16 protein-coding genes and 1 pseudogene are annotated in these 22,498 nt (G+C 57.1%); 9 read left to right on the top strand and 8 right to left on the bottom strand.

All coding sequences use genetic code 11. The features are described from left to right. Positions 1 to 72: 72 nt before the first annotated feature. The 3 genes from dinB to ASB66_RS14905 all read right to left on the bottom strand — a co-directional run bounded on the left by dinB (position 73) and on the right by ASB66_RS14905 (position 2,778). Positions 73 to 1,167 carry a DNA polymerase IV gene (gene dinB / locus ASB66_RS14915; RefSeq protein ID WP_114386694.1) on the bottom strand — a complete coding sequence of 365 codons (1,095 nt, stop codon included), beginning with the start codon at positions 1,165 to 1,167 and terminating at the stop codon, positions 73 to 75. A gap of 589 nt (positions 1,168 to 1,756) precedes the next feature. Further along, positions 1,757 to 2,158 (bottom strand): ester cyclase, encoded by a 402-nt coding sequence (locus tag ASB66_RS14910; RefSeq protein ID WP_060717770.1) that lies wholly within the window; start codon positions 2,156 to 2,158, stop codon positions 1,757 to 1,759. A gap of 20 nt (positions 2,159 to 2,178) precedes the next feature. After that, positions 2,179 to 2,778 (bottom strand): nitroreductase family protein, encoded by a 600-nt coding sequence (locus tag ASB66_RS14905; RefSeq protein WP_060717771.1) that lies wholly within the window; start codon positions 2,776 to 2,778, stop codon positions 2,179 to 2,181. Between the two features lie 123 nt (positions 2,779 to 2,901). On the opposite strand from ASB66_RS14905, the gene ASB66_RS14900 reads away from it, so the two are divergent. The 3 genes from ASB66_RS14900 (at position 2,902) to ASB66_RS14890 (ending at position 7,283) form a co-directional block, all read left to right on the top strand. Continuing rightward, complete coding sequence (locus tag ASB66_RS14900) at positions 2,902 to 3,258, top strand: winged helix-turn-helix transcriptional regulator (protein ID WP_060717772.1); 357 nt, start codon at positions 2,902 to 2,904, stop codon at positions 3,256 to 3,258. 469 nt (positions 3,259 to 3,727) lie between these two features. Further along, on the top strand, positions 3,728 to 4,903 hold the full coding sequence (locus ASB66_RS14895) for an aminotransferase class V-fold PLP-dependent enzyme (RefSeq protein WP_081089003.1): 1,176 nt from the start codon (positions 3,728 to 3,730) through the stop codon (positions 4,901 to 4,903). A 163-nt stretch (positions 4,904 to 5,066) separates the two neighbouring features. After that, the gene (locus ASB66_RS14890) at positions 5,067 to 7,283 is read left to right on the top strand and encodes a GMC oxidoreductase (protein WP_060717774.1); all 2,217 of its coding nucleotides are present in this window, start codon (positions 5,067 to 5,069) and stop codon (positions 7,281 to 7,283) included. Positions 7,284 to 7,473: 190 nt separating this feature from the next. Here ASB66_RS14890 and ASB66_RS14885 read toward each other — a convergent pair. Both ASB66_RS14885 and ASB66_RS14880 read right to left on the bottom strand, forming a co-directional pair. After that, a pseudogene (locus tag ASB66_RS14885) lies at positions 7,474 to 8,908 on the bottom strand (DEAD/DEAH box helicase); the annotation flags it as partial. 310 nt (positions 8,909 to 9,218) lie between these two features. Beyond that, complete coding sequence (locus ASB66_RS14880; protein WP_015916828.1) at positions 9,219 to 9,542, bottom strand: hypothetical protein; 324 nt, start codon at positions 9,540 to 9,542, stop codon at positions 9,219 to 9,221. A gap of 407 nt (positions 9,543 to 9,949) precedes the next feature. On the opposite strand from ASB66_RS14880, the gene ASB66_RS14875 reads away from it, so the two are divergent. Beyond that, positions 9,950 to 13,753, top strand: a complete 3,804-nt coding sequence (locus ASB66_RS14875) for a PAS-domain containing protein (protein ID WP_158544217.1) — start codon at positions 9,950 to 9,952, stop codon at positions 13,751 to 13,753. Positions 13,754 to 13,789: 36 nt separating this feature from the next. Here the strand turns inward: ASB66_RS14875 and mnmC2 are convergent, their stop codons facing one another. Then, positions 13,790 to 14,533, bottom strand: a complete 744-nt coding sequence (mnmC2, locus tag ASB66_RS14870; RefSeq protein ID WP_060717777.1) for a tRNA (5-methylaminomethyl-2-thiouridine)(34)-methyltransferase MnmC2 — start codon at positions 14,531 to 14,533, stop codon at positions 13,790 to 13,792. Here mnmC2 and ASB66_RS14865 point away from each other — a divergent pair. From ASB66_RS14865 to puuE, 3 genes are all read left to right on the top strand, one after another. Continuing rightward, entirely contained in the window at positions 14,532 to 15,785 is a 1,254-nt protein-coding gene (locus ASB66_RS14865; RefSeq protein ID WP_171430933.1) for an NAD(P)/FAD-dependent oxidoreductase, read from the top strand. The genes mnmC2 and ASB66_RS14865 overlap by 2 nt on opposite strands. 378 nt (positions 15,786 to 16,163) lie before the next feature. After that, positions 16,164 to 16,871 (top strand): DUF1045 domain-containing protein, encoded by a 708-nt coding sequence (locus ASB66_RS14860; protein ID WP_060717778.1) that lies wholly within the window; start codon positions 16,164 to 16,166, stop codon positions 16,869 to 16,871. 81 nt (positions 16,872 to 16,952) lie between these two features. Next, positions 16,953 to 17,873 (top strand): allantoinase PuuE, encoded by a 921-nt coding sequence (gene puuE / locus ASB66_RS14855; protein WP_060717779.1) that lies wholly within the window; start codon positions 16,953 to 16,955, stop codon positions 17,871 to 17,873. Between the two features lie 43 nt (positions 17,874 to 17,916). Here the strand turns inward: puuE and ASB66_RS14850 are convergent, their stop codons facing one another. Continuing rightward, positions 17,917 to 19,671: a sensor domain-containing diguanylate cyclase gene (locus ASB66_RS14850; RefSeq protein WP_158544216.1), complete on the bottom strand. Its 1,755-nt coding sequence runs from the start codon at positions 19,669 to 19,671 to the stop codon at positions 17,917 to 17,919. Positions 19,672 to 20,466: 795 nt separating this feature from the next. Between ASB66_RS14850 and ASB66_RS14840 the strand changes: the two genes are divergently transcribed. Together ASB66_RS14840 and ASB66_RS14835 are read left to right on the top strand one after the other, a co-directional pair. Continuing rightward, the gene (locus tag ASB66_RS14840) at positions 20,467 to 20,634 is read left to right on the top strand and encodes a CsbD family protein (protein WP_060717782.1); all 168 of its coding nucleotides are present in this window, start codon (positions 20,467 to 20,469) and stop codon (positions 20,632 to 20,634) included. Between the two features lie 194 nt (positions 20,635 to 20,828). Continuing rightward, positions 20,829 to 21,353, top strand: coding sequence for a DUF992 domain-containing protein (locus tag ASB66_RS14835; protein ID WP_060717783.1), 525 nt, complete (start codon positions 20,829 to 20,831; stop codon positions 21,351 to 21,353). A gap of 70 nt (positions 21,354 to 21,423) precedes the next feature. Here the strand turns inward: ASB66_RS14835 and ASB66_RS14830 are convergent, their stop codons facing one another. Then, the gene (locus ASB66_RS14830) at positions 21,424 to 22,470 is read right to left on the bottom strand and encodes an NAD(P)-dependent alcohol dehydrogenase (RefSeq protein ID WP_060717834.1); all 1,047 of its coding nucleotides are present in this window, start codon (positions 22,468 to 22,470) and stop codon (positions 21,424 to 21,426) included. Positions 22,471 to 22,498: the final 28 nt, after the last annotated feature.

Raw genomic sequence — 22,498 nt, 5'->3', positions numbered from 1 at the left:
TGTTCGGTTCTTTTCGGAAAGCCTGCCGCACCTCCTCCCGCGGCAGGCTTTTTCGTTTTCAGGGCCGTCGTATCAGAGTTCGAGCGCGAGCTGCGGTGTCTGCTCGCTTTCTTCGGTGTTCAGCGATGACAGGGTGATCCCAAGCAGCCGCACCGGATGTTTGAACGGGAATACTGAAGTGAGCAGGGGCTCCGCTATCCCCAGGATCATGTCCATGTCCGACACGTATGCTGCCACGGTCCTGCTGCGTGTCGCCTGGCTGAAATCTGAATATTTTATTTTGACGGTTACCGTCTTTCCTTTGATGTCGTGCGCCTCGCAATAGCGCCAGACTTTTTCGGCCAGGGGCCGCAACTCGGCCTTGGCCTGATCGAGATCATCGATGTCCTCAACAAACGTATCCTCGGCGCCGACAGATTTCCGGATGCGATCTGCTCTGACCTGCCGGTCGTCGATGCCTCGCGCGATGCCATAGAAGTAAGATCCGGACTTGCCAAAATGCGTCTGAAGAAACTGAAGCGACTTCGATTTCAGATCGAGCCCGGTTTCGATGCCATGGCGTTGCATGCGCTCAGCGGTGGCGGGTCCCACGCCATGGAATTTCTTGACGGGGAGGGCCTCGACAAACCCCGGTCCGTTTTTGGGGGTGATCACAGCCTGGCCATTCGGCTTATTCAGGTCGCTCGCCATCTTTGCCAGAAACTTGTTGTAGGAAATGCCGGCTGAGGCGTTGAGACCCGTGGCTGCCTTAATCTTTGCCCGGATTTCCAGCGCGATCTCAGTGGCGACCTCCATACCCTTCAGATTTTCTGTGACATCGAGATAGGCTTCGTCCAATGACAACGGCTCGATCAGCGGCGTGTATTCAGCGAAGATTTCGCGGATCTGGTGGGAGACCTGCCGGTAGACGTCGAAGCGGGGTGGTACGAAGATTAAATCCGGGCACTTGCGCTTGGCGGTCACGGAGGGCATCGCCGAGTGAACACCAAAGGCCCGCGCCTCATAACTTGCAGCCGCCACAACGCCACGGGCCGCGGACCCGCCAACGGCGATGGGTTTACCGCGCAGCTGCGGATTGTCGCGCTGTTCAACAGAGGCATAAAAGGCGTCCATGTCGACATGGATGATCTTGCGCACAGAGACGATGGCCGAACGATCGAGGCTCATGGCCGTCTCAGGCCCATCCGAACTCGTCATGGCGTGATCCCTAGGATGTGTTTTATCGCGCATGAATAAAACTGCCTGACATCCAGACTGCCGCATAAAAGCGCCTGGAACAAATAATGAACATAACATCAGCGAAGAGAGCTGCAAAGCCCTGAAAGGAGTAGTTCATGAACCGCCCGAGATTGCCGTGAATCCCGTCATGCGGGAAAGCTTGTTGTCGTCGGCCAACGCCATGAAAGAAACAAGGAAGAACGCCGCGTTTTGTTCTCTACATATGGTTTCTGGAAACGCCTTAGCGTGCACGCGTGCCCGGCGGCGCGCGGCTAATATTTATCCCTGTTATTCAATAGATTTCAGTCGTAAGGAGTCCATTTTCTGTTAAATCTGCGAATCCCTTGGGCGATTTAAAGACTTATATTTGCTGAATAACTCCTTGAGTCGATTTTGGTTTGAGGAATTATGCGGAAAGGTGGCGACAAAGATTTGGAACATTCCGGTTTCGATAACATGGTACTGACGATGTCTTCAGCCTCCTCGACCCAACAGGTGCAGACGCGCAGATAATCCCGCGCGCCAGCTATTTCTTGGGTCAGCTTATCTGCGCGACGATCTTCATGAGGTTCAGAATGCCCCAATGCGCGGTAATGAACTCGCCTTCGACCTTCAGCACATCGATAACGTCGAATGTTATGCGCCGTCCGGTTGGCGAGAGGCCGTTAAAGGAGCCGGAATGGGTAACGGAATAGACCTTGCGGGTGGTGACGAGGTCGCCTTCGGCGGTCTGGAAATCGATTTCGCAGACCGGTTCGGAGAAGGAGGTGCGGAAAGCACGGTAGAATGACCGCACGCTGTCGCGATCCGGTGCGAAGCCGGGCGTGGGCGTGTGGTCGATGAAATCTGGATGTATCAGGGCATCGAAGACGGCGTAATTGCCGCCGACCTGAACCTCCTCAATGAGTTTTCTGACAATCGCCTTTTTATGGTCGTTCATAATTTTTGTCTCTGTTCAGTTCAAAGGGGAAATGTGCCGTGGAAAGCGGAGGCGTCGACAGGGCGGCGCGGGCTTGGTGTTTCGCGTCCGCGTAGCGCCTCAGAAAGCTGGTCGGCGCTTGCGCGTCGTCCGATCGCGATGACCACCTGCATGGCATATCCCTCGGGCATATTGACCGCTTCGGCGGTCTTTACCGGGTCGATGCCGCCCATGGCATGGGTGGACCAGCCCTTCAGATGGGCCTGGAGAGCCAGATAGCCCCAGGCTGTTCCCGCGTCGAAGCTGTGGCCGGGATTGGGTACCTCCGCATCGCTACCCGGCGGAATGAGAGTTGTCTTTGTGGTGATGACGATCAGCGCTGCCGCATGTTGCGCCCAGACCCGGTTTCCTTCCCAGAGCGCCGTGATGACCTCATCAAATTGCGATTCTCCGCGAAAGCTGTAAATAAAGCGCCAGGGCTGGGCGTTCAGGCCGGAGGGTGCCCAGCGCGCCGCCTCCAGCACGCCAAGCAGATCCTGTTCGGAAATCGTCTCTTCGGTGAAGGCGCGGGGAGACCAGCGATCCACGAAGAAATCTTCGATTGGGTGATCCGCTGTGCGGGAGACTGTCTTTACATCCATTATTGAACCTGCTCTCATCTAGTTACCAGTCGCGTCAGGCTATGGCGCGGCGGTAGGCGGCGCAAGAAAGGGAGCGAGAAATTACCTGGTAACCCTGAGGTAACCAGGCAATCGTTTAACGTGATGGAAACTCTGGAAAACAACCTGGAAAATTGCCCCATACGCGATGTGCTTCATCGCGTCTCCGACCGCTGGAGCATGCTGATCGCTCTGCACCTCGAAGGGGGAACGCTGCGGTTTTCAGAGCTGAAGCGATGCATTCCCGATATTTCGCAGCGGATGTTGTCGCAGACGCTTCGGCGGCTGGAGCTGGATGGCCTTGTTGAGCGCCGGGTCTATCCGGTTGTCCCGCAGCGGGTTGAATATGACCTCACTCCGCTTGGGCGTTCCTTGTTGGTACCGTTTCACCTGATGAAAAGTTGGGCCGAGGCCAATCATGCAACGATCCGCAAATCCAGATCCTTGGGGCGTGATCGTTAAAAAGCATCGGCTTTTGGCGAATAGATCGACTAAGCGATGGGTTGCCGTTCTCTAGGATTCATGCGCCTTATGACATATTGAAAATGCCGCTAAAAGCTTGGGACCATCGCTCATCAAAGGCTGCTCGGTATGGGCGCGTTTGGAGCGGAAGCCAATTGCGAAAACGGGTCGATTGCGGTGCGGAGCCTCGTGCTGCCTTGCCGCCTGCTGTAGCCGCTTCTTCTAAGAAATCACATAACATATTGTTCTTGCTTATGTATCACCAAGGCTAACTCTTGGAGATCATGAAGCTGGCTCCGCGTGCGTCGGCAAGATCCTGTCGTCTCCGTCCTTACGGCCCCGAATGACTTTTTTTGGGTTGAAAAAAACAATCAAAAATTACAGTTACAATTTAGGGTAGTTTTAAAATTTACTGACTGCTAATTCTCGCACGCAGTCCTTAAACCTCCCAGGATTAACGAGGCGAATTATGAATGAAATTGTAAAACTTATTAGCAAGCATAATGATGTGAGAACGGGTGCTATTAACCTGATCGTCAGTGAAAACCGTATGTCTCCGGCGGCTTTGGCCGCTCTGAGTTCCGACCTTGCGTCCCGCTATGCGGCGCCATTTTATGCCGGTACCGATATTTCGCAGGAAATCGTCTCGATCACCGAGCAGAAGGCCAAAAAGCTTTTCAACGCCGAGTATGTGAATATTTCTCCGATTTCCGGTAGTGCGAGCCTGATGGCGGTTGTGTTCGCGCTGACCTCGCCGGGCGACAAGGTGGGGCGCGTGCCGCCTTTCTTTCCAGGTGGCGGCTATCCCTTCAATTATGAGGTGTTTGACCGCGTCTCCTTGCCGCTTCCTTTCGATGATGAGGAGTGGCAGCTCGATCTCGAAGCTACTCTTGAGCTGCTGGAACGGGAAAAGCCGAAGCTGGTCATTCTTGGTGCGTCGATCTTCACCGTTCCCATGCCGGTGCGCGAAGTGGCCGATCTTGTGCATAGCTATGGCGGCATCGTTGCCTATGATGGTTCGCACAGCCTCGGTCTGATTGTTGGCAAGCAGTATCAGGACCCGCTCAACGAGGGCGCGGATATTCTGTTTGGTTCGACCCACAAAACATTCCCCGGTCCGCAGGGCGGCATTATCGTCACCAACAGCAAAGAATTGAACGATCGCATCGACATCGTCTCCAATTTCACGCCGTTGAACGGGCCGACGATGATTTGCAATCCGCATCTGGCGCGCATCGCTTCGCTGGGCATCGTCATCGATGAAGTGCCGTGGGAGCGTTATGCCGAGCAGGTGGTGAAGAATTCGCGCGCCTTCGCCAACACGCTGCAAGCCAAGGGCTATGAGATGCGGGGCCAGTCCACCAAGAAATTCTCGGAATTATCCTATTGCCACCAGGTGCTGCCGAAGCTCGACCGGCAGATGGGCCAGGGATATCGCGATAAGCTGAAGCAGCATAACATTCATGTGGATGGCTTCATGCGGGTCGGCACGGCGGAAATCACCCGTCTTGGCTATGTCGAAGCCGATTGCACGCGCATTTCTGAAATCATGGCAGAGATTGTCTCCAGCAATCAGGATGTCATTCCATCGCTTCGCCGTGAAGTCGTCGAGATGAATGCCAACCACCAGCACATTGTCATGTGAGTTCGATTTTCCCCTCCTGTTGAACGGAGGGGAAGCCAACTTCCCAAAAAGACAAGCAAAACCAGGAGAATGAACAGGCCTGTCCGGTGCGATCCGGACCGGACAGGCCTGCTTTGAACCTCGTATTCCTTTCGAACCCAATATTTCCTAGGGGGTCTTTATCGTGTCTTCGAAAAACATTTCGGCGCCAGCCGAGAAAATCGTCAATCCCGGAAGCGTCAGCCAGACTGTTTATGATACGATCATCATTGGCTCAGGCTTCGGCGGCAGCGTCGCCGCGCTCAGGCTATGCGAGGCCTTTCAGAAGGTTGATCGTCCCAAGGATGCCGGCAAGCCCGTGCTGCTTTTGGAGCGCGGCAAGGACTGGTGGGGCAATCTGACAGGCCAGCCCACCACTGCGCCGCCGTTTAGTAACTATCGCCAGCCGGATGGCCGCGCTGGCTGGATGATGAAATTCGAGCCGTTCGGCACGCCGCAATCCCCACCGGATACCTATGGCCAGCCTGAGAATTTGGGTAATGCGACCGCTAACTTCAATACGGTCACCACGTATGCGCAGCGTCCGATTCCGATCTATCCCGGGCTGGTGGAAATGATCGTTGCCTATCCGCCGCCGCCGCCGGTACCACTGCTGGACGCCCCCGACCCGACACCAAGCATGACCACTATTGTCGGTGCTGCCCTCGGCGGCACCTCGCATGTCTACAATACTTTCTTCCAGAAGCCTTCGCAACTGGCCTTCACCCTTGCCTTCCGCGATCCAGAGCATCTGGATTCCTATCAGCATGTGCTTCTGTCCTATGGCGAACTGGCGAAACATTACGACACCGTCGAGAAAATGATGGGGCCGAAAACCATCGATGCCGAGGAAAACAAGGTCACCGTAACGGTTCCGGTGAGCGATAGCTCGAACCTGACCGTCTCCTACCCGCTCAAGGACAGCCCACCCTATCTCTCCACCCGCAGCTTCAGGCAACAGGTCGAGAAGATCGACGCGGTCGTCAAGTCCGGCAAGGCGAAGGACATACCGATCCAGCAGGTGCAGCTTGAATATACCAAGCTCGCCCTCGACTGGGACGTGGTGTGCAAGGAAGTCGATGCGGAAATGCTGCCCTCCGCCATCATCGGCGAGATGTGGTATGGCATGAACAGCTATTCCGTCTCGACCAAGCCCTCGGGTGAAGACGAATTGCTCGGCGTCAAGAAGGCGCTGGATCAGAACTATCTCAAAAAGGCCAAGCACACCGGCCAGCTTGATATCCAATGCCTCAGCAATGTCACCAATGTTTATCAGGTTCCGAACGCCAGTGGCGTCGGCACGATCTATGCCGTTACGGTCGATCAGATTTCGCTAACCAAGGTCGACAAGCTGACATCGGTGACCTATTTTGCAAAGAACGTGATCTTCTCGGCCGGCTCCATGCACACGGCACCTATGTTGCTGGAATATTCCAACAATCCCCCTCCGGCCGTGACTGGCGCCACCAGCTTGCCGAAGCTTAGTCCCTATGTCGGCAAATTCTGGGGCCAGAACGGCGATGTCACCGGCACCCAGGACCTGAGCATCAAGACACGGCCTTCGGATGGCGGCCCCGGCTCGATCGATGCCTCCTTCTATTTTGTCAAGGACGACACCTTGAATGGCATCGCCCTTCCTGACAGTGAGCTGGAGACGGCCTTCAACGAGTCCATAGCGTTCATGAAGGCCAAGAATTCGGCGTCCTTCATCCGCCTCATGCTCTATCCGGCCTGGTATGACGAAGCCGACAATCTGCAGAACACTTACAATATGTCGGTCTGCTACCAGCCAGCCCCTGGCTTCTTTGACAAGAATTCGGCCTCGACCAGTGCTTCTGGTCGCACGGTCTACAGTCTCTATTATCCGATGACGCCGGATGCGGGCTCGGCCCCGTCCACGGATGGCGATACCAATGTCGGCGTGCTCGATTCGATCAACGCATTGACCAAAGTGTTGACCACCTGGGGTAAAATCAACGCCAGCAAGAAGGGCGAGAGCCTGATCCGGCGCAATGGACCGCTGACCTATCGCGGCCCGCTGCCAGCGCTGCAATCGACCAAGGTGATTCACGCCAAGAGCTTGAAAGCTTGGGAAGCCAACCGCACGCCCGAGCAATTTGTGGCGGCCTATGGCGTCACGGCGCATCCGCTCGGCGGCTGCGTGCTGGGCAAGGCCTGCAACAAACACGGCCAGGTCTTGGCGGCCGACGAGAAAACGGTGGTACCAGGCCTCTATGTGGTTGATGGTTCTCTGATTCCCGGCTCCACCGGTGCCGCTACCCCGGCCTGGACCATTGCCGCCGTGGCCGAATATTGCATGACGAAAATCACCGAGGAAATCGTTGGACCCACGCAGCATTGAGCTGCTCCGTCACCATTGAAAGCTGACGGGTAAGCAATCCTGATACATGATAAAGGGCCGTGTGTTTCATCAAACACACGGCCCTTTTCCATTTTCGGCCGTGTTTCATTTCTTCTGGCCAAAGAAAAAGGCCGGAAAAACCGGCCTTTCGCAAAATCATAGTTGAAGCTTAACGCTCGCGGCGCTGGCCGCCTGCACCGGCGCGGGCCGGGCCGTCCTGACGCGGACGGTCTGGGCGGCGGGCCGGGCGACCGTTGGCTGGCTTGTTGCGGTTGGCCGGGCGGGCCGAACGCTGTTCGCCACCATCGCCTTCTTCGCGCGGGCCACGGCCCTGCGGACGACCATCCTTGCGGGCCGGGTTGCCATGGTTGCGGTTTCCGGCACCTGCGCCTGCACCACCGCCACCAGCACGACGAGTCGGACGGGCAGGGCGGCCACGGTCAGCCGGAGCTTCCCCGCTGGCGACAGAGATTTCAATACCCATCAGCCGCTCGATGTCGCGCAGCAGACGAGCTTCGTCGGGACCGCAGAAGGCGATGGCAATGCCGTCGCGGCCAGCACGGGCGGTACGACCGATGCGGTGGACATAGGCATCCGGCACTTCCGGCAGGTCATAGTTGAACACATGGCTGACAGCCGGGATGTCGATGCCGCGGGCGGCAACGTCGGTGGCGATCAGCGTGCGGATCGAGCCATCGCGGAAACCCTTCAAGGCGCGCTCGCGCTGGCCCTGGCTCTTGTTGCCGTGAATGGAGGCAACCGAGAAGCCGGTGATTTCCAGATGCTTCATCAGCTTTTCCGCGCCATGCTTGGTGCGCAGGAAAACGATGGAGCGGCCATCGGGATGATCGGCAAGGGTCTTCTTCAGCAGCTCGGTCTTGTGGTTCTGGCCGTTGACGAAGTGAACATACTGTTCGACCTTGTCGGCGGCCTTGCCCGGAGGCGACACTTCGACGGTGACCGGGTTGTTGAGGAAGCTACCGGCCAGATCGGCAATTGCCTTCGGCATGGTGGCCGAAAACAGCAGGGTCTGGCGCTTGGCCGGAACCATCTTGGCAATCTTGCGCAGATCGTGGATGAAGCCCAGGTCGAGCATCTGGTCGGCTTCGTCCAGCACCAGATGGGTGACGGCACGCAGCGAAATCGCATTGCGGGAAATCAGGTCCAGCAACCGGCCCGGCGTGGCGACGAGAATGTCGGTGCCGCGTTCCAGCTGAAGCTGCTGCTTGTTGATCGATGCGCCACCAACCACCTGGTTGATCTTGATCGGGGTCTTGCGAATGAAGGACCGCAGATTGTCGCCGATCTGGTTGACGAGTTCGCGGGTCGGGGCAAGAATCAGCGTGCGGGTGGTGCGATTGTCGGGACGGCGTTCGTCCTTCATCAGCAACTCAATGATCGGCAGGCCAAAGGCCGCGGTCTTGCCGGTGCCGGTCTGGGCAAGGCCGATCAGGTCGCGACCTGCCATGACAACGGGAATGCCCTGTGCCTGGATGGGGGTAGGGGTCTCGAAGCCAAGCTGGGTCAGCGTGGCGACAACAGTCGGCGAGAGGCCAAGTTCGTTAAAACTGGTCAATTCATAAACCTTTCGGGGCGCCAAGACGAGCGAGCCACGATCGCCTCATTGCGATCATAGCGGTCTTTGGCGTCAAGAACCCCGCGTGAATTGGGAACTTGTAAGTTGGAAACGACTTTCGGTGCGTTTGACCGCTGATGCGGTCATATATGAAGCACCCATACCTTTTTTGCATGACAGTGCCGAAATAGGCAAAGCCGGAATGCAGTGGCGCGCTCACGCGGCGGCCGGAAGGCTGAAAGCTTGCGCCGCTTTTGCGCGTTTTGCGGCTAAATGTCAAGCGCCCGCCCATCATGAGACGGGCGGGCGCTTGAATATTTATAGGACACCCCGCGTTTGGGTAACGGGTGGTAGATCAGTTACCGAGGGCAGACCTGAACGCGGTAGCTGTCACCCCATTCATCGTAGCGCCGCTCGAAGTGGCAGGGCGCTGCATAGACCGGACGATAATAGGTCCGATAAACCGGTGGGGGCGGTGGTGGTGGGTCGTAGGAGCGGTAATAGCGCGGTCCCCCATCCATTCCGTTGACGATGGCGCTGCCGACGATGCCACCGACGGCACCGGCTGCGACGCCACCCCAGAACGGGTCATGGGCCTCTGCGGCAGGGGCCGTCGCCATCAGCGAGGCACCTACGAGAGTGGCGACAAGGCCCGCAGACATACTCATGCGAAATACGGACATGGTTTGATCCTTTCAGAACTTTTTCTCCGAAGAGAATGGTATGAAGATGATCCTGAAAACGGGCAGATTGATGATGGAATTGTGGAGCCAAGATTAAATTATCGTCATTTAAAGCGACGGACGCCACAAGAGTAAATGCCATAAGATATTGAAATTAAAAAATAATTTATAAGATTGCCGGTTGGTGTGCCGCGCCTCCGCCACAAAGACTGGGCGTTCGGCCCTGTCTTGCGCAGGGTGCTGCCCCTGCTGGTAAAAAGCTTTGTTAAACAGGAGATTGACAGGTTTTTTTCAGTCAGGCGCTTTGTTTTGTGTTTTGCCTGATGATAGGGTCGTTTCAACGGCGGAAAAGGGCACAGAGAGGTTCATCCGTGATGCAGGCGGCTCGGGCAATAAAGGGGATACCATTGCCGATAGAAGGCGGATTGCTCACCATAGCGTGCGAGAAAATCGCCAGGCTTGATGTGCCCGCTTTCATCAAGGATAGCGAGCTTCGTTTCGTTGCCGTCAATCCCGCTTTTGTCGCATTTTTCGGAGCGGATCTCGAAGACCTTCTCGGACATCGCGCAGGAGAACTGACGGACCGCCCGGAAGATCTGGCCTGGGAGGATGTCGAGCGCCGGGCGCTGGTGTTTGCCGAAGAACATCTGGCCCTGTGCTTCGATCATAGCGGTCGCCAGCATTGCCGGGTGCAGATCGAGCGCTTCATCACCGAAGATGAAATGCCCTATGTGTTCGGGGTGTTTCGCGAGCGGCCTGGCCGGGTCAAGAGCCGGGGCTGGAAGAAAGAGCCACCGCCGTCAGGCACGCAGATGCCTTCTGCCATGGCTGAAATCTCCAGAGAGGTCACTTCTCAAGGTGGGAGCGCTGGCATTGGTAATGGCGCGTCTGGTGCCTGCCTGCCCGCCGATTATGCCATGCTTCTCGATCTCATTCCGCTTGGCGTGCTGCTTCTCGATTCGCAGCTCGATATTGTCTATTTCAACACCAGTTTCTCCAGGATGTTCGGAGAGACAACGGTTGAGCTGAAGACCGGCATGAATTTTCAGGCGGTTCTCGATGTTATCGGACGTGCGGGCGGCGATGGGAGCGGTGAGGATTTATCCGGGCCATTTCTTGCTGCATCGATAGACGAACCAGAGCCATGCCAGATCGCCATGCCGAACGGACGGGTGATTTCGGCTCGGGGCAATCGGTTGGAAAATGGCCAGTTTCTGCTGCTGTATACCGATGTTACCGAGGCGCAGACCTATGAGCGCGAAGGCACTCTTTACCGTGCAGCGCTGGAAAATGTGCCGGAGCCGGTTTTTCTACGTGATGGCGACCGGCGGCTGGTGTTTGCCAATGCCGCCTATGAACAAATGCTGGGTGGCGACCGGACCCGCTTCTATGGCTTGCGCGAAGACGAGATGTTTCCGGCCGAAGGCGATGCCCTGCGCCAGGAGAATATCGAGATCCTGGAAACGGGCTGCGCGACCGAGCGCGAACAGCTGATCATCATGCCCAACGGCGATACCGTGCCCTTGCTGACCAGCCTGAAGCGGATCGAGACGAAGGATGGCGCGCCTTATATCGTCGGAACCTTGGCGGATGTTTCGCTGCTGAAGATTGGCGAGCGACAATTGCGCGAAGCCAAGGCCCATGCCGAAAAGCTCTATGACGATATAGAGGCGATCCTGCGCACCATGCCGGTCGGAGTGATCATCCTCGATGCGGATCAAACCTTGAGTTTTTCCAACCTCATGGCGCGCAATATGGTGAGCTGGCCTGAGGACAGGGCGATGACCGGCACAAGTTTAGCGGATTATCTGCGCCACGCCCATGCCAATGGATGGCCACTCAAGATCGGTGATGACGGCGACAACGATACGGAAAGCCGAATTGCCGCCTATAGTCTCGAATTGCAAGCCTTGACGGAAGCACGGCAAATCGAACTGACGCTGGCGGATCGCCGGCATATCGTGGTGACGATATCGCCGCTGGACGATGGTCAGGTGATGCTGACTTTTTCTGACTATACCGAGCAGCGCTTGCGCGAGCGCGAGATAGACGAGGCCCGTGCCCGGTTGCAGGATGTCGGCAAGCTGCTGGAAGAGGCGACCCAACACATGGCTCAGGGGCTCTGTGTTATCCAGAAGGACCATATCCTTTACCGCAACGATAAATTGGCGGAATTATTGAACGTGTCGCCGGACCTGGTGCGCACGGGGGCGGATTGGCGCCAGCTTTTCGATTACTGCGCCGAACGGGGCGATTTCGGCGACAACCCAAAGGGGTTCCTCGACCGGATGCGATCAAGGATGTCCGCTGACACCTCCGCCAGCGTCGTGGTGCAACGGCGCGATGGTGCCTGGCGCAGTATTGAGGCGATTGTCAGCGCCGAGGACCGCTGGCTGTTCGTGATCAGCGATGCCAGCGAGGCCAAGCAGCGTGAGGCGGAACTGACCACGCTTGCGGCGCAGGCCGAGGCGGCGGATAAGGCCAAATCTCGGTTCCTGGCCAATATGAGCCATGAAATCCGCACGCCGATGAGCGGCGTGCTGGGTATGACGGAATTGCTGCTGTCGTCCAATCTCGATGCCCGGCAAAAGACCTTCGTCGATGTGATCGTCAAATCCGGGCGCTCGCTGCTGACCATTATCAATGACATCATCGATTTCTCGAAGATCGATGACGGGAGCCTGTCCTTGCGGTCGGCCCCTTTCGATCCACTGGCGGCGGTGGAGGATGTAGTGACCTTGATGGCCGGGCGTGCTGCGGAAAAGGATGTGGACATCCTGGTGCGCGGTCAGGGCAGGCTGACCCATATGCTGGCGGGCGATGCGGGTCGGTTCCGCCAGATTCTCACCAATCTGTTGGGGGAGGCAATCCGCGCCACCGACAGAGGCCATGTGCTGGTCGATCTCGGGTTGCGTCAGGAAGAGCCGGATCTGGACATCACGGTTCAGGGCTCCCGAGACCCCAGGAGCGGAGATCCCATTACGGAGGCGAGTACCGGCGGACGTGCATGGTTGGTTCTGCGGATCGAGGATACCGGCCATGGCATGACGCCGGAGCAATGCCTGTTGGCCTTTACCAAGTTTTCGCAGATGAATGACGGAGCCTTGCATCATCGGGATGGGGCGGGGCTCGGGTTTTCGATTGCCGGTGGGCTTGTCGATCTGTTCGGCGGCACGATCGGGGTGGAGAGCGTACCCGGCCACGGTGCGACTGTGACCGTCAATCTGCCGTTTGCAATGGCGGCTGAAAAACTACCGAGCCTTGCCGGCTTTCATCTGCGCGGTGCCCGGGTCTTGGGTTTTGAAAGCAATGATATTAGCTGCGGTATTCTCAACGATCAGCTTTGCCGCTGGGGCTTCGATGGCGTGGCGGTCAACGATCCGGTGTTGGCGCTGGCTGTGCTGGAGCAGGCCGAGAGCCAGAATAGCCCTATTGAGGTTGTGGTGATCGATTGCTGCCGGCGTAGCGGCGGCGGGCTGGATCTGGTGCGCAAGATCCGCAGTGACCGGCGGTTCGATCCGCTGTCGATCATCCTTTTGGCGGCGGATGCGCCCTTCAATCTCGACAAAATGGCCGATGGGTTGAATATTCAGGCGCAGCTTACCAAGCCGGTGGGCGAAAACCTGCTGCGCAATGTTGTCATCGACGTGTTGCGCGGCACGCGGCGCGGCGCTGCCTCCGGGTTCAGGGCGGAACCGGAGGCTGAGGCGCCCCTGATCTCGGATGGAGAGCAACCGGATCTGATGCTGTCGGGCGTGATTGAGCAAGAGCAGATCGATCTGCTGGTGCTGGATGCCGGTGAAGCGGAGCGTCATTTTTTCCATCAGGCCTTGCAGGCGCTGGGGGTCGGCCATGCCTGCGTAGAGGGGGGAAACGAGGCGCTTACCCTCTGGCGCCAATGGCAGCCGGGCATGATGCTGATCGATCTCGTTGAGGATCGGGCGCGGGTGCTCGATATGGTCAGGCAGATCCGTGCCGAGGAAAGCCAACAGCCACAGACCGCGCCGACCGTACTGATCGGTCTTGCGGGCGATCTTTCCACCTATGACAAGGCGGCCTGCCATAAAGCCGGTCTCGATGATCTCGTGCTCAAGCCTGTCAGCCCCGACCGCCTTCAGGACTGCATTGCCTATTGGTTAGGGGGTGCCGCAGCGGTGACGCAGCCACAGGCCCTGGCAGAGGACCTCGGGGCGAGGCAGACGGCACTGTGACCGTGGGGCCGATCCGGTCGATGACAACGTATCTGATCACGACGGCTCGATTCTCGACCCGCAGAGCATTTCTCGTTTGCCGGCAAAGCCCGGGCGACGTTCCACGGTAAAGCCTGCGGCGGTAAGGTTGCGGCGTACGAAACCGGCGGCGGCATAGGTGGCGAAGCGGCCACCGGGTGTTGTCAGCTCATAGAGCCGCGTCATCAGATCCAGCGACCACATGGCACTGTTGCGGGACGGGGCGAAACCATCGAGATACCAGGCGTCGAAGGGGTCGTCCCAGGCTTGCAGCGAGGCCAGCGCGTCACCGCAAACCACGATCAACCGGGTCTGGGCGTCGAGGTCGAGGCGGACTTGACCTTGCGGATCATCCGGCCACAGCGCCAGCAAGCCTTGCCGCTCTGCATCGATTTGCGGCCAGCGCGACAGGGCGCGGTCGATATCGGGACGCGCCATTGGATAAAGCTCGAAGGATATGAAGGTCAGATGTCCGCTCGCCGTGCGCGTCGCCTGCCACTGGCGCCAGGTTTCCATGGCGTTCAGCCCGGTGCCGAAACCCAGTTCGCCGATGCGGAAAGAAGAAGTGTCGGTCCAGCGCTGCGGTAACCCATTGCCTGCGAGGAAAACATGACCGCATTCCAGGCGGCCATCGGTCTGGCAGTAAAAATGGTCGCCAAAGGCGGTGGAATAGGGCATATCGCCGTCCTGCCAGCTGAGCGGCTGGGTGTGTGCCGTTTCGGCGTCAGGCATCGGATCGGGATTGGAAGTGGAGTGGGTCATGAAGACAGGCGATAGGACGGCTTCGGTCTCCGGTCAACTCTTGTCCCTCAAAGGCGCGTCCCATAGCCTCGCGGCAGATCTGCTGGTGGTCGGCGGCGGCATCATGGGCCTGTGGGCGGCGCGCTTTGCGGTTCTGGCCGGGCTGGATGTGATTCTGGTTGATGGCGGTCGGGTGGCGGGTGGTGCCAGTGGCGGGCTGCTGGGCGCGCTCATGCCCTATATGCCGGATAAATGGGATCGCAAGAAGCAGTTTCAGTTCGATGCGCTGCTGGCACTGGAAACGGAAGCGGCACAGCTTGAGGCAGAGACCGGGATTGGTGTGGGCTACCGCCGGTCCGGACGGCTGATGCCCTTGCCCAAACCGCATTTGCGGGTGATTGCCCAGCGGCACGAAAAAGACGCCGAAACCGCCTGGAAAACCGCAGATCGGCAATTTGCCTGGAAGGTTATCGACAACTCCCCGGCTGGTGATGGCTGGCCGGATAGTTCTGTCACGCAAGCCGGTCTGGTGCATGACACGCTGGCGGCGCGGGTGTCGCCGCGCGGCTTGACGGCGGCGCTGAAGGCGGCCCTTGCTGCATCGCCGCGCTGCCGGATCATCGAGGGTTCGGCCGTCAGGGCCATTGATCCCACCCAACAATGGGCAGAGTTGGCGGACGCAAGCCGGATTGCCTTCGGCCATGTGATTGTTTCAGCCGGTGTGGGCAGTTTTCCACTGCTGGATGGTTTCAGCCCGACTGAAACACTGCCGCTCGGCATGGCGGTCAAAGGGCAGGCGGCATTGCTGAAGGCCGATGTCGATCCTGCCTTGCCGCTGGTCTATCTGGACGGCATTTATGCCGTGCCGCATGAAGGTGGGCATGTGGCGATTGGCAGCACCAGCGAAAACCGTTGGGATGCACCCTTGACCACCGACGACCAGTTGGAAACCCTGATTGCCAAGGCCCGCCGGCTGGTGCCGATGCTGGGTGACGCCCCGGTGGTGGAGCGCTGGGCCGGGCTGCGGCCCAAGTCGATAGACCGTGATCCCATGGTTGGACCGCATCCCGACCATCCCAGGCTGATTGCACTGACCGGCGGTTTCAAGATCAGTTTCGGGCTGGCGCATAGCCTGGCGCAGCAGGCATTACGGCCGATTTTCGGTGGAGAGCTTGATATGCCGGATGGTTTTACGCTTGCCCATCATCTGCAGATCGCCTCCCGTATCCCTGATAAGGCCGTGGAACCGTCGTTGGAAAACCCGGTCGGTTGATAACCGGCCTTAATAGTCGAGCCTTGCGTATTGCGAGGCCGTTTCCCATCACCCTCCTGTGATCTCGCGTAAAAAGTGAACCTGATGCTCGGTCACTTTCGTCATAGTGTCATGCAAATCCCCTATCTGACTGCGCATGCGGGCTGTCGATCATGGTCGATTCGATTGGTTTGCATGACAGCGCCATGCGTTTGGCAGAATGCAGGCAAGGCGTTGTATCGATTTGAATGTGTTGCATAAATCCATAAATCCGTTGGGGTTAAGGGCGCGTGCGACAGGATCAGTTTGGTCCAGCATGCCGTAATGCAGAACTTAAGAAGATTTGCAGCGTTCCTGGCGCGTCTTTGCAGACGCCCGTCGCTGCCGGAGGCCACCCGCATGCGATATTCGATTTGCTATACACCGTCTGCGCGTGACCCTCTGTCGCTTGCAGCCGCCAGCTGGCTGGGACGCAATGTCTATTCCGATGAGCCGGTCGAACATCCGGGGTTGGCAGGGCTTGGCCTGCACGAAATTGCCTTTCATACGGCCTTGCCGCGCCGAAATGGGTTCAATGGCTGCCTGAAAGCGCCGTTTGCGCTGCATCCGGAGGTCAGTGAAGCCCAGTTGTTGCGTGAGTTGATGCATTTTGCCGGTATTGTCGAGCCTTTCACGCTGCCGGGATTGGAAGTGGCAAAGCTCGGTGATTTCTGTGGCCTGACTTTGACCTATCCGTCCAACCAGTTGGACCGCGTGGCCGCGCTGGTGGTGCAGAATTTCGACCGGTTCCGCGCCCCACTCAGCGACGCCGAAATCGAACGGATGGCACCTGAGCGCCTCAGCGCGCCGCAATTTGCCAATCTTTACCGCTGGGGCGATCCGCATGTGCTGGACGAATACCGTTTCTACATGCCGCTGACCGGGCCTTTGCCACTCAGCCACCGGGACCGTATTCACCAGGCGGCGACGCAGTATTTCGCACCTCTGCTGCAAAACCCTGTCGTGTTTGCCAATCTGGCGCTGTTTATCGAGCGTGAGCCCGGAGCACCGCTGGTGGTGCATTCGCTGCATCCGATGGGGCGGGTCTCGGCACGCAAGATCGCCTGATCTCACGATGCTGTATGCCCTCTCGACAAAAAGGGCAGGTTTGCTTACCGTTTCTCGTCACAAGACCAGAAGGTAACGGCTATGCAGAGTGAACCCTATCCCCGCGATCTCATCGGTTATGGTCGCCGCACCCCCGATCCCCGCTGGCCGGGAGAGGCGCGTGTCGCGGTGCAGTTCGTCATCAATTATGAGGAGGGGGGCGAAAGCTGTATTCTCGACGGTGACCCGGCCTCCGAAAACCTGCTGTCGGAAATCGTTGGTGCGGCGGCCTGGCCTGGTCAGCGCAACCTGAACATGGAATCCATCTATGAATACGGGTCGCGTGCTGGCTTCTGGCGTCTGCACCGGATGTTCACGGCCCTCAATATACCGGTGACGGTGTATGGCGTCACGCTGGCCATGGCCCGCAACCCGGAGGCCGTGGCGGCGATGAAAGAGGCGGGCTGGGAAATCGCCAGCCATGGCTATCGCTGGCTGGAATATAAGGATTTCCCTGAGGAGATTGAACGCCAGCACATTCTCGAAGCGGTGCGCCTGCATACCGAGGTGGCGGGGGAGCGGCCCTATGGCATGTATCAGGGCAAGCCTTCCGACAACACGCTACGGCTGGTGATGGAGGAGGGCGGCTTTCTCTATTCCTCCGACAATTATTCCGATGACCTGCCTTTCTGGGTGCCGGATCTGAACGGCAAACCGTTTCTGATCATTCCCTATACGCTAGAAACCAATGACATGCGGTTTGCCACGCCGCAGGGCTTCAACTCCGGCGACCAGTTTTTTACCTATCTGAAGGATGCCTTCGACACGCTCTACCAGGAAGGCGCAGAGGGTGCGCCGAAAATGATGTCCGTTGGTCTGCATTGCCGGTTGGTTGGCCGTCCGGGTCGGGCAGCGGCGCTGAAGCGCTTTCTGGATTACGTGCTATCCCATGACAAGGTCTGGACGCCGACCCGCCTTGATATTGCCAAGCACTGGCACGCCCATCACAAACCAGCATGGTAATAGGAAGAGTCTTTGAAAAAGACTTTCCGTCGTCGCGACGGTCTCAAGCCGCCGCGGCTGACATAGTCTCATCAAAAGAGACGACTTTATTGCGACCGGAGTTTTTGGCCGTGTAGAGGCATTGATCGGCTTTCACAAACAGTGCTTCATCTGTTTTATCATGCTCGGGTGATTGCTGCGCAACGCCGATGCTGACGGTCACATGCCCCCAAGGCAGGTTTTTCTGGTGGATTATTCCGAGCGCGGCAATCCGTTGGCGGATCTCCTCGCCCACTTGGTGTGCCTGGCCTGCGGTTTTGCCCGGCAGCAGGATGACGATTTCCTCTCCGCCGTAGCGCGCGGCAAGATCCGTTCCGGGACGGATTGCGGCGGCGATTTCGGTCGAAATTTTCCGCAGACAATCATCGCCTGGCAGATGGCCATAGGTATCGTTGAACAGCTTGAATTTATCGACATCAACGACAAGCAGTGAAAGGGGAGTGCCCACCATCCGTGCCTCGACGGAAAGACTTTTCAGCTGCCTGTTGAAGTGACGTTTGTTGGAAAGCTGTGTCAATTCATCTGTGTTGGCAAGCCGATCCAGCTCTTCCTGCAAAAGCCTTTGACTTGTAACGTCCCTGGTTACGGCAACCATGCCGCTGCTGACATCGAAGCTGCGAACCCGGGTTATCACGGTTTCCAGCCAGGCGATCTCACCGGTTTTTTTAATCCTCGGGAATACAAGCCGTTCGATTGATGAACCGGCGGCAATGTTGGCCAGCGCCTCTGACCAGTATTGCCGGGCCTCGGCATCGTATTCGTCCAACACGCTGCGTCCGACGATCGTGTCGGCCTCCACGCCGAGAACAGATTGGGCGGCTGCGGAAACATATTCGCGGATACCGTTGTCATCCAGTTTTTCGATCAAGTCGGATGAGGCATTTGCAATCAGGCGAAATTCCGCTTCCCGTGCGGCAATAATCATCTCGTCGCGGCGCTTCAATGCCCATTGCCGTCTCAAGCGGATGCCCAACGCGCATGCGACCATCAATGCGACGATAAAGCAGATCCATCTGGGTTTGCTGATGTCTATCCAATACCAAAGAATAGCTTTTTTGGAGACAGCCACAAGCACGGTGATCTGTGTATTGCTGCTTCTATAATATCCAGAGGTTCTCAATATGCCGTCAAATCGCGATGTATATTGAAAATTTCCAATGTTGCTTGTCGAAATAGCGTTTCGGTACAAAGCCGAATTGGCGATGCTGGTGCCCATGGCCGTCGCATCCAGGGGCGCACGGACCAGAACCCGCCCGGTGCCATCCATCATCGCGAAGGCACCGTTGTCCAGCATGTTGAAGCTGCGGAAAAACCGGACGAAGCTTTCGACATCAATGGTCGCCACCATGACGCCCGCAAATTGTCCCCGATCATCATTCATTCGCTGGGACAGGGTGATGAACCAGTCGTTGGCCAACGGACTTTGATAGGGTCCATCGACAAGCGGTTGCAGTTCATCGGAGGTTTGATGAATTTTGAAATACGTGCGACTGGAAAGATCGAGACCCGATGAAAACGGATCGGAGGTCGACTCAATCAGCCGACCATCCGGACCGATATAAGCCAAGCTGCGCAAATAGGATGACGTCTTGATAAGCTCACGCATCCTGCGAACCAGGTCCAGGCTCTGCAAAACGCTTTTGCTGTTGTTTTCCTGCACTTCGAAGACCAGCCCGGCCAAAGGCTGCTTGGCGACCTCAATGACGTCGTCCGTATGCTGGGCAATCGCTCTTGCTGTTTGCGCAAGATAGGAATTCATCCGAGACACCTGGGCCGTCCAGTTTGCAACCTCGGACCAGATCGTCAATGCCAAAAATATTGCAAGTCCCCCCGCGATAACCAGATGTTGGGCGGGACTTTTCGATGCGATATGCATGACATTCATGGTCTAGTTTTCTCTTGCGATAGATCAGTATTATATTAGATGAGCAATCATTAAAAAAATATTCGCATTTTATTGAGTGTATAAAAGGAGATAATAAAAAAATTACACTTGGAAAACTTTCTGCAAACGCAGATTTTAAAACAAGCGCAATCAATTCATGCCGGGTGTGACTTTCTGCGCGCACAGCGCCTTGAGGTTTGGAAAACACCAAAAGGAGCTTTTCGAAGTCTCGATTTATACCAAAGTAGCGAAGATGCTAACGCATCCTCGCTTTGAATAGATTCCGAATATCTCAAATGTATCAATGGCTTGAGGTATTCCCGGATGGTTTTAAAGATCGGTCCATTCTGGCATAACAGATTATGCAGGTAGCAAGCGCTTTGGACATGATGATGAATTCACCCCTTGGGATTTGATCGGTAATCCTTCTGTCGTTATTCAAGATAAAATCCGAAAAGGATTGTAATTTCCCTATGTTTATCTCTAGCTCATCTTTCATAAGACGTGGTGAAACTGCATCCAGTGGTAGGATCTGCAATATTTTCTCGCCTTTAACGCGCCAAGCCATGACAATTTCTTTTCATGACTGCTGAACAATTTTTCCGAACGAACGTTTCCTTGCTGGAACACCAAAACGGTCTTCCTTAATTAAGAGAAGGACGAAACCCAATGGATAAGAATCGCATCGAAGGTGCCGCCAAGGAAGCCAAGGGCAGCATCAAGGAAGTTGCTGGCAAAGTGACCGGCAACAAGAACCTGGAAGCCGAAGGCAAGATGGATAAGGCAGCTGGCAAAGTCCAGTCGACCGTCGGCAAGGTGAAAGACGCCTTCAAGTAACTCAGATATCGTTTTCGCTAAGGTCCTTGAGGCTTGAAAATGCACTGCATTTTCGCCTCGATCTCGAAACAGTATGACCCTATACCACCAGCCCCGACATGGGGCTGGTGGTTGAAACCATTCGGTCGAGGCAGATGAATGCCTCGCGAACGGGGACCGGTAACGGTCTTGTAACAGCGGAAAAGGAATGTTCGATGAGAACAGTTTTTGCTTTGGTTGCCGTAGCGGCAATGGGCGCAGCATCTGCTGCCAATGCGGCAAACACCCATCACAATAGCACGCGCCACCCTGCCTCCCAGATGACGGCGACACAGCCGAAGGAGCGTCTGGGCACCTTGTCCTGCGAGGTTGCAGGCGGCATCGGCATGTTGATTGGCTCCAGCCGAACCGTGACCTGTGATTTCCAGCAGCGGTCAGGCAAGGTTGAGCGCTACAGCGGCTCTATCGGCAAGCTGGGTCTGGATGTCGGTATTACCGGCAAGAGCTACATCCGCTGGATCGTTTACAACATCAATCCGACCACGACACGCCAGGGCGCGCTGGCAGGCACCTATGTTGGCGCATCGGCAAGGGCCTCAGTCGGTATTGGCCTTGGCGCCAATGCTCTGGTTGGCGGTAGCAACAAGAATTTTGGTTTGCAGCCGCTCAGCGCGGAAGCCGGAACAGGCCTGAACGTCGCAGCAGGGATTTCCCGCCTGCAACTGAAGCCGGCTCGGTGATCTGATATTTCATTTGATGTAAGGTTTTATGCATCCCCCGGTCTTGGCCGGGGGATGTTTTTTGGAAGTTTTAAGCGGTCAGCGTCGCCATATCGATGACGAAGCGGTAGCGCACGTCGCTTTTCAACACCCGCTCATAGGCCGTGTTAATGTCCTTGATGTCGATCAGCTCGATATCGGAGGTGATGCCATGCTTGCCGCAGAAATCCAGCATGTCCTGGGTTTCCTTGATCGACCCAATCATCGAGCCGGCCAGATTTCGGCGGGCTGGGATGAGCGAGAAGGCATGGACCGGAACCGGCTTTTCTGGCACGCCGAGCAGAACCATGGTGCCATCGACCTTCAGCAGGTTAAGATAGGCGTTCCAATCGATATCGGCGCTGACGGTGCAGATGATCAGGTCAAAGGAGCCGGCCAGCGTCTCGAAGGTCTTGGCGTCGCTGGTCGCATAATAATGGTTGGCGCCGAGGCGCAGGCCATCCTCTTTCTTCGACAGGGTCTGGCTGAGCACGGTGATCTCTGCGCCCATGGCCGCGCCGATCTTGACGCCCATATGGCCGAGACCGCCCATGCCGACGATCGCCACCTTCTTGCCCGGGCCAGCCTTCCAGTGGGCCAGCGGCGAATAGAGCGTGATACCGGCGCACAGTAGCGGGGCAGCCTTGTCGAGTGGCAGATTGTCCGGGATCGACAGGACATAGCCTTCCTTAACGACGATCGTGTCGGAATAGCCGCCCTGGGTTGGCGTCTTACCGTCGCGGTCTACGCCGTTATAGGTCTGGACGAGGCCGGGCAGATATTGCTCGATATCCTCATCGCGTTCCTGGCAATGGACGCAGGAATCGACGAAACAGCCAACGCCGACATGATCGCCGACCTTGAATTTGGATACGTTTGCGCCGACAGCGGTGACAACACCGGCAATCTCGTGACCGGGCACCATGGGGAATGCGGAATTGCCCCATTCATTGCGAGCCTGGTGGATGTCGGAATGGCAGACACCACAATATTTGATGGAGATTACCACGTCGTCGTCATTGGGTTCGCGACGTTCAAACGTGAAGGGTTCCAGCGGCTTGCTGGCGTCGGTTGCGGCATAACCTCTTGCGATTGGCATGCGGCGCTCCTTTTTTGTCATGGGGAGG

This window comes from Gillisella vitis (assembly GCF_001541345.2).
GTDB classification, from domain to species: domain Bacteria; phylum Pseudomonadota; class Alphaproteobacteria; order Rhizobiales; family Rhizobiaceae; genus Allorhizobium; species Allorhizobium vitis.
Note: the sequence above shows the minus strand (reverse complement) of the source record. Positions and strands in the feature narration are given on the sequence as shown.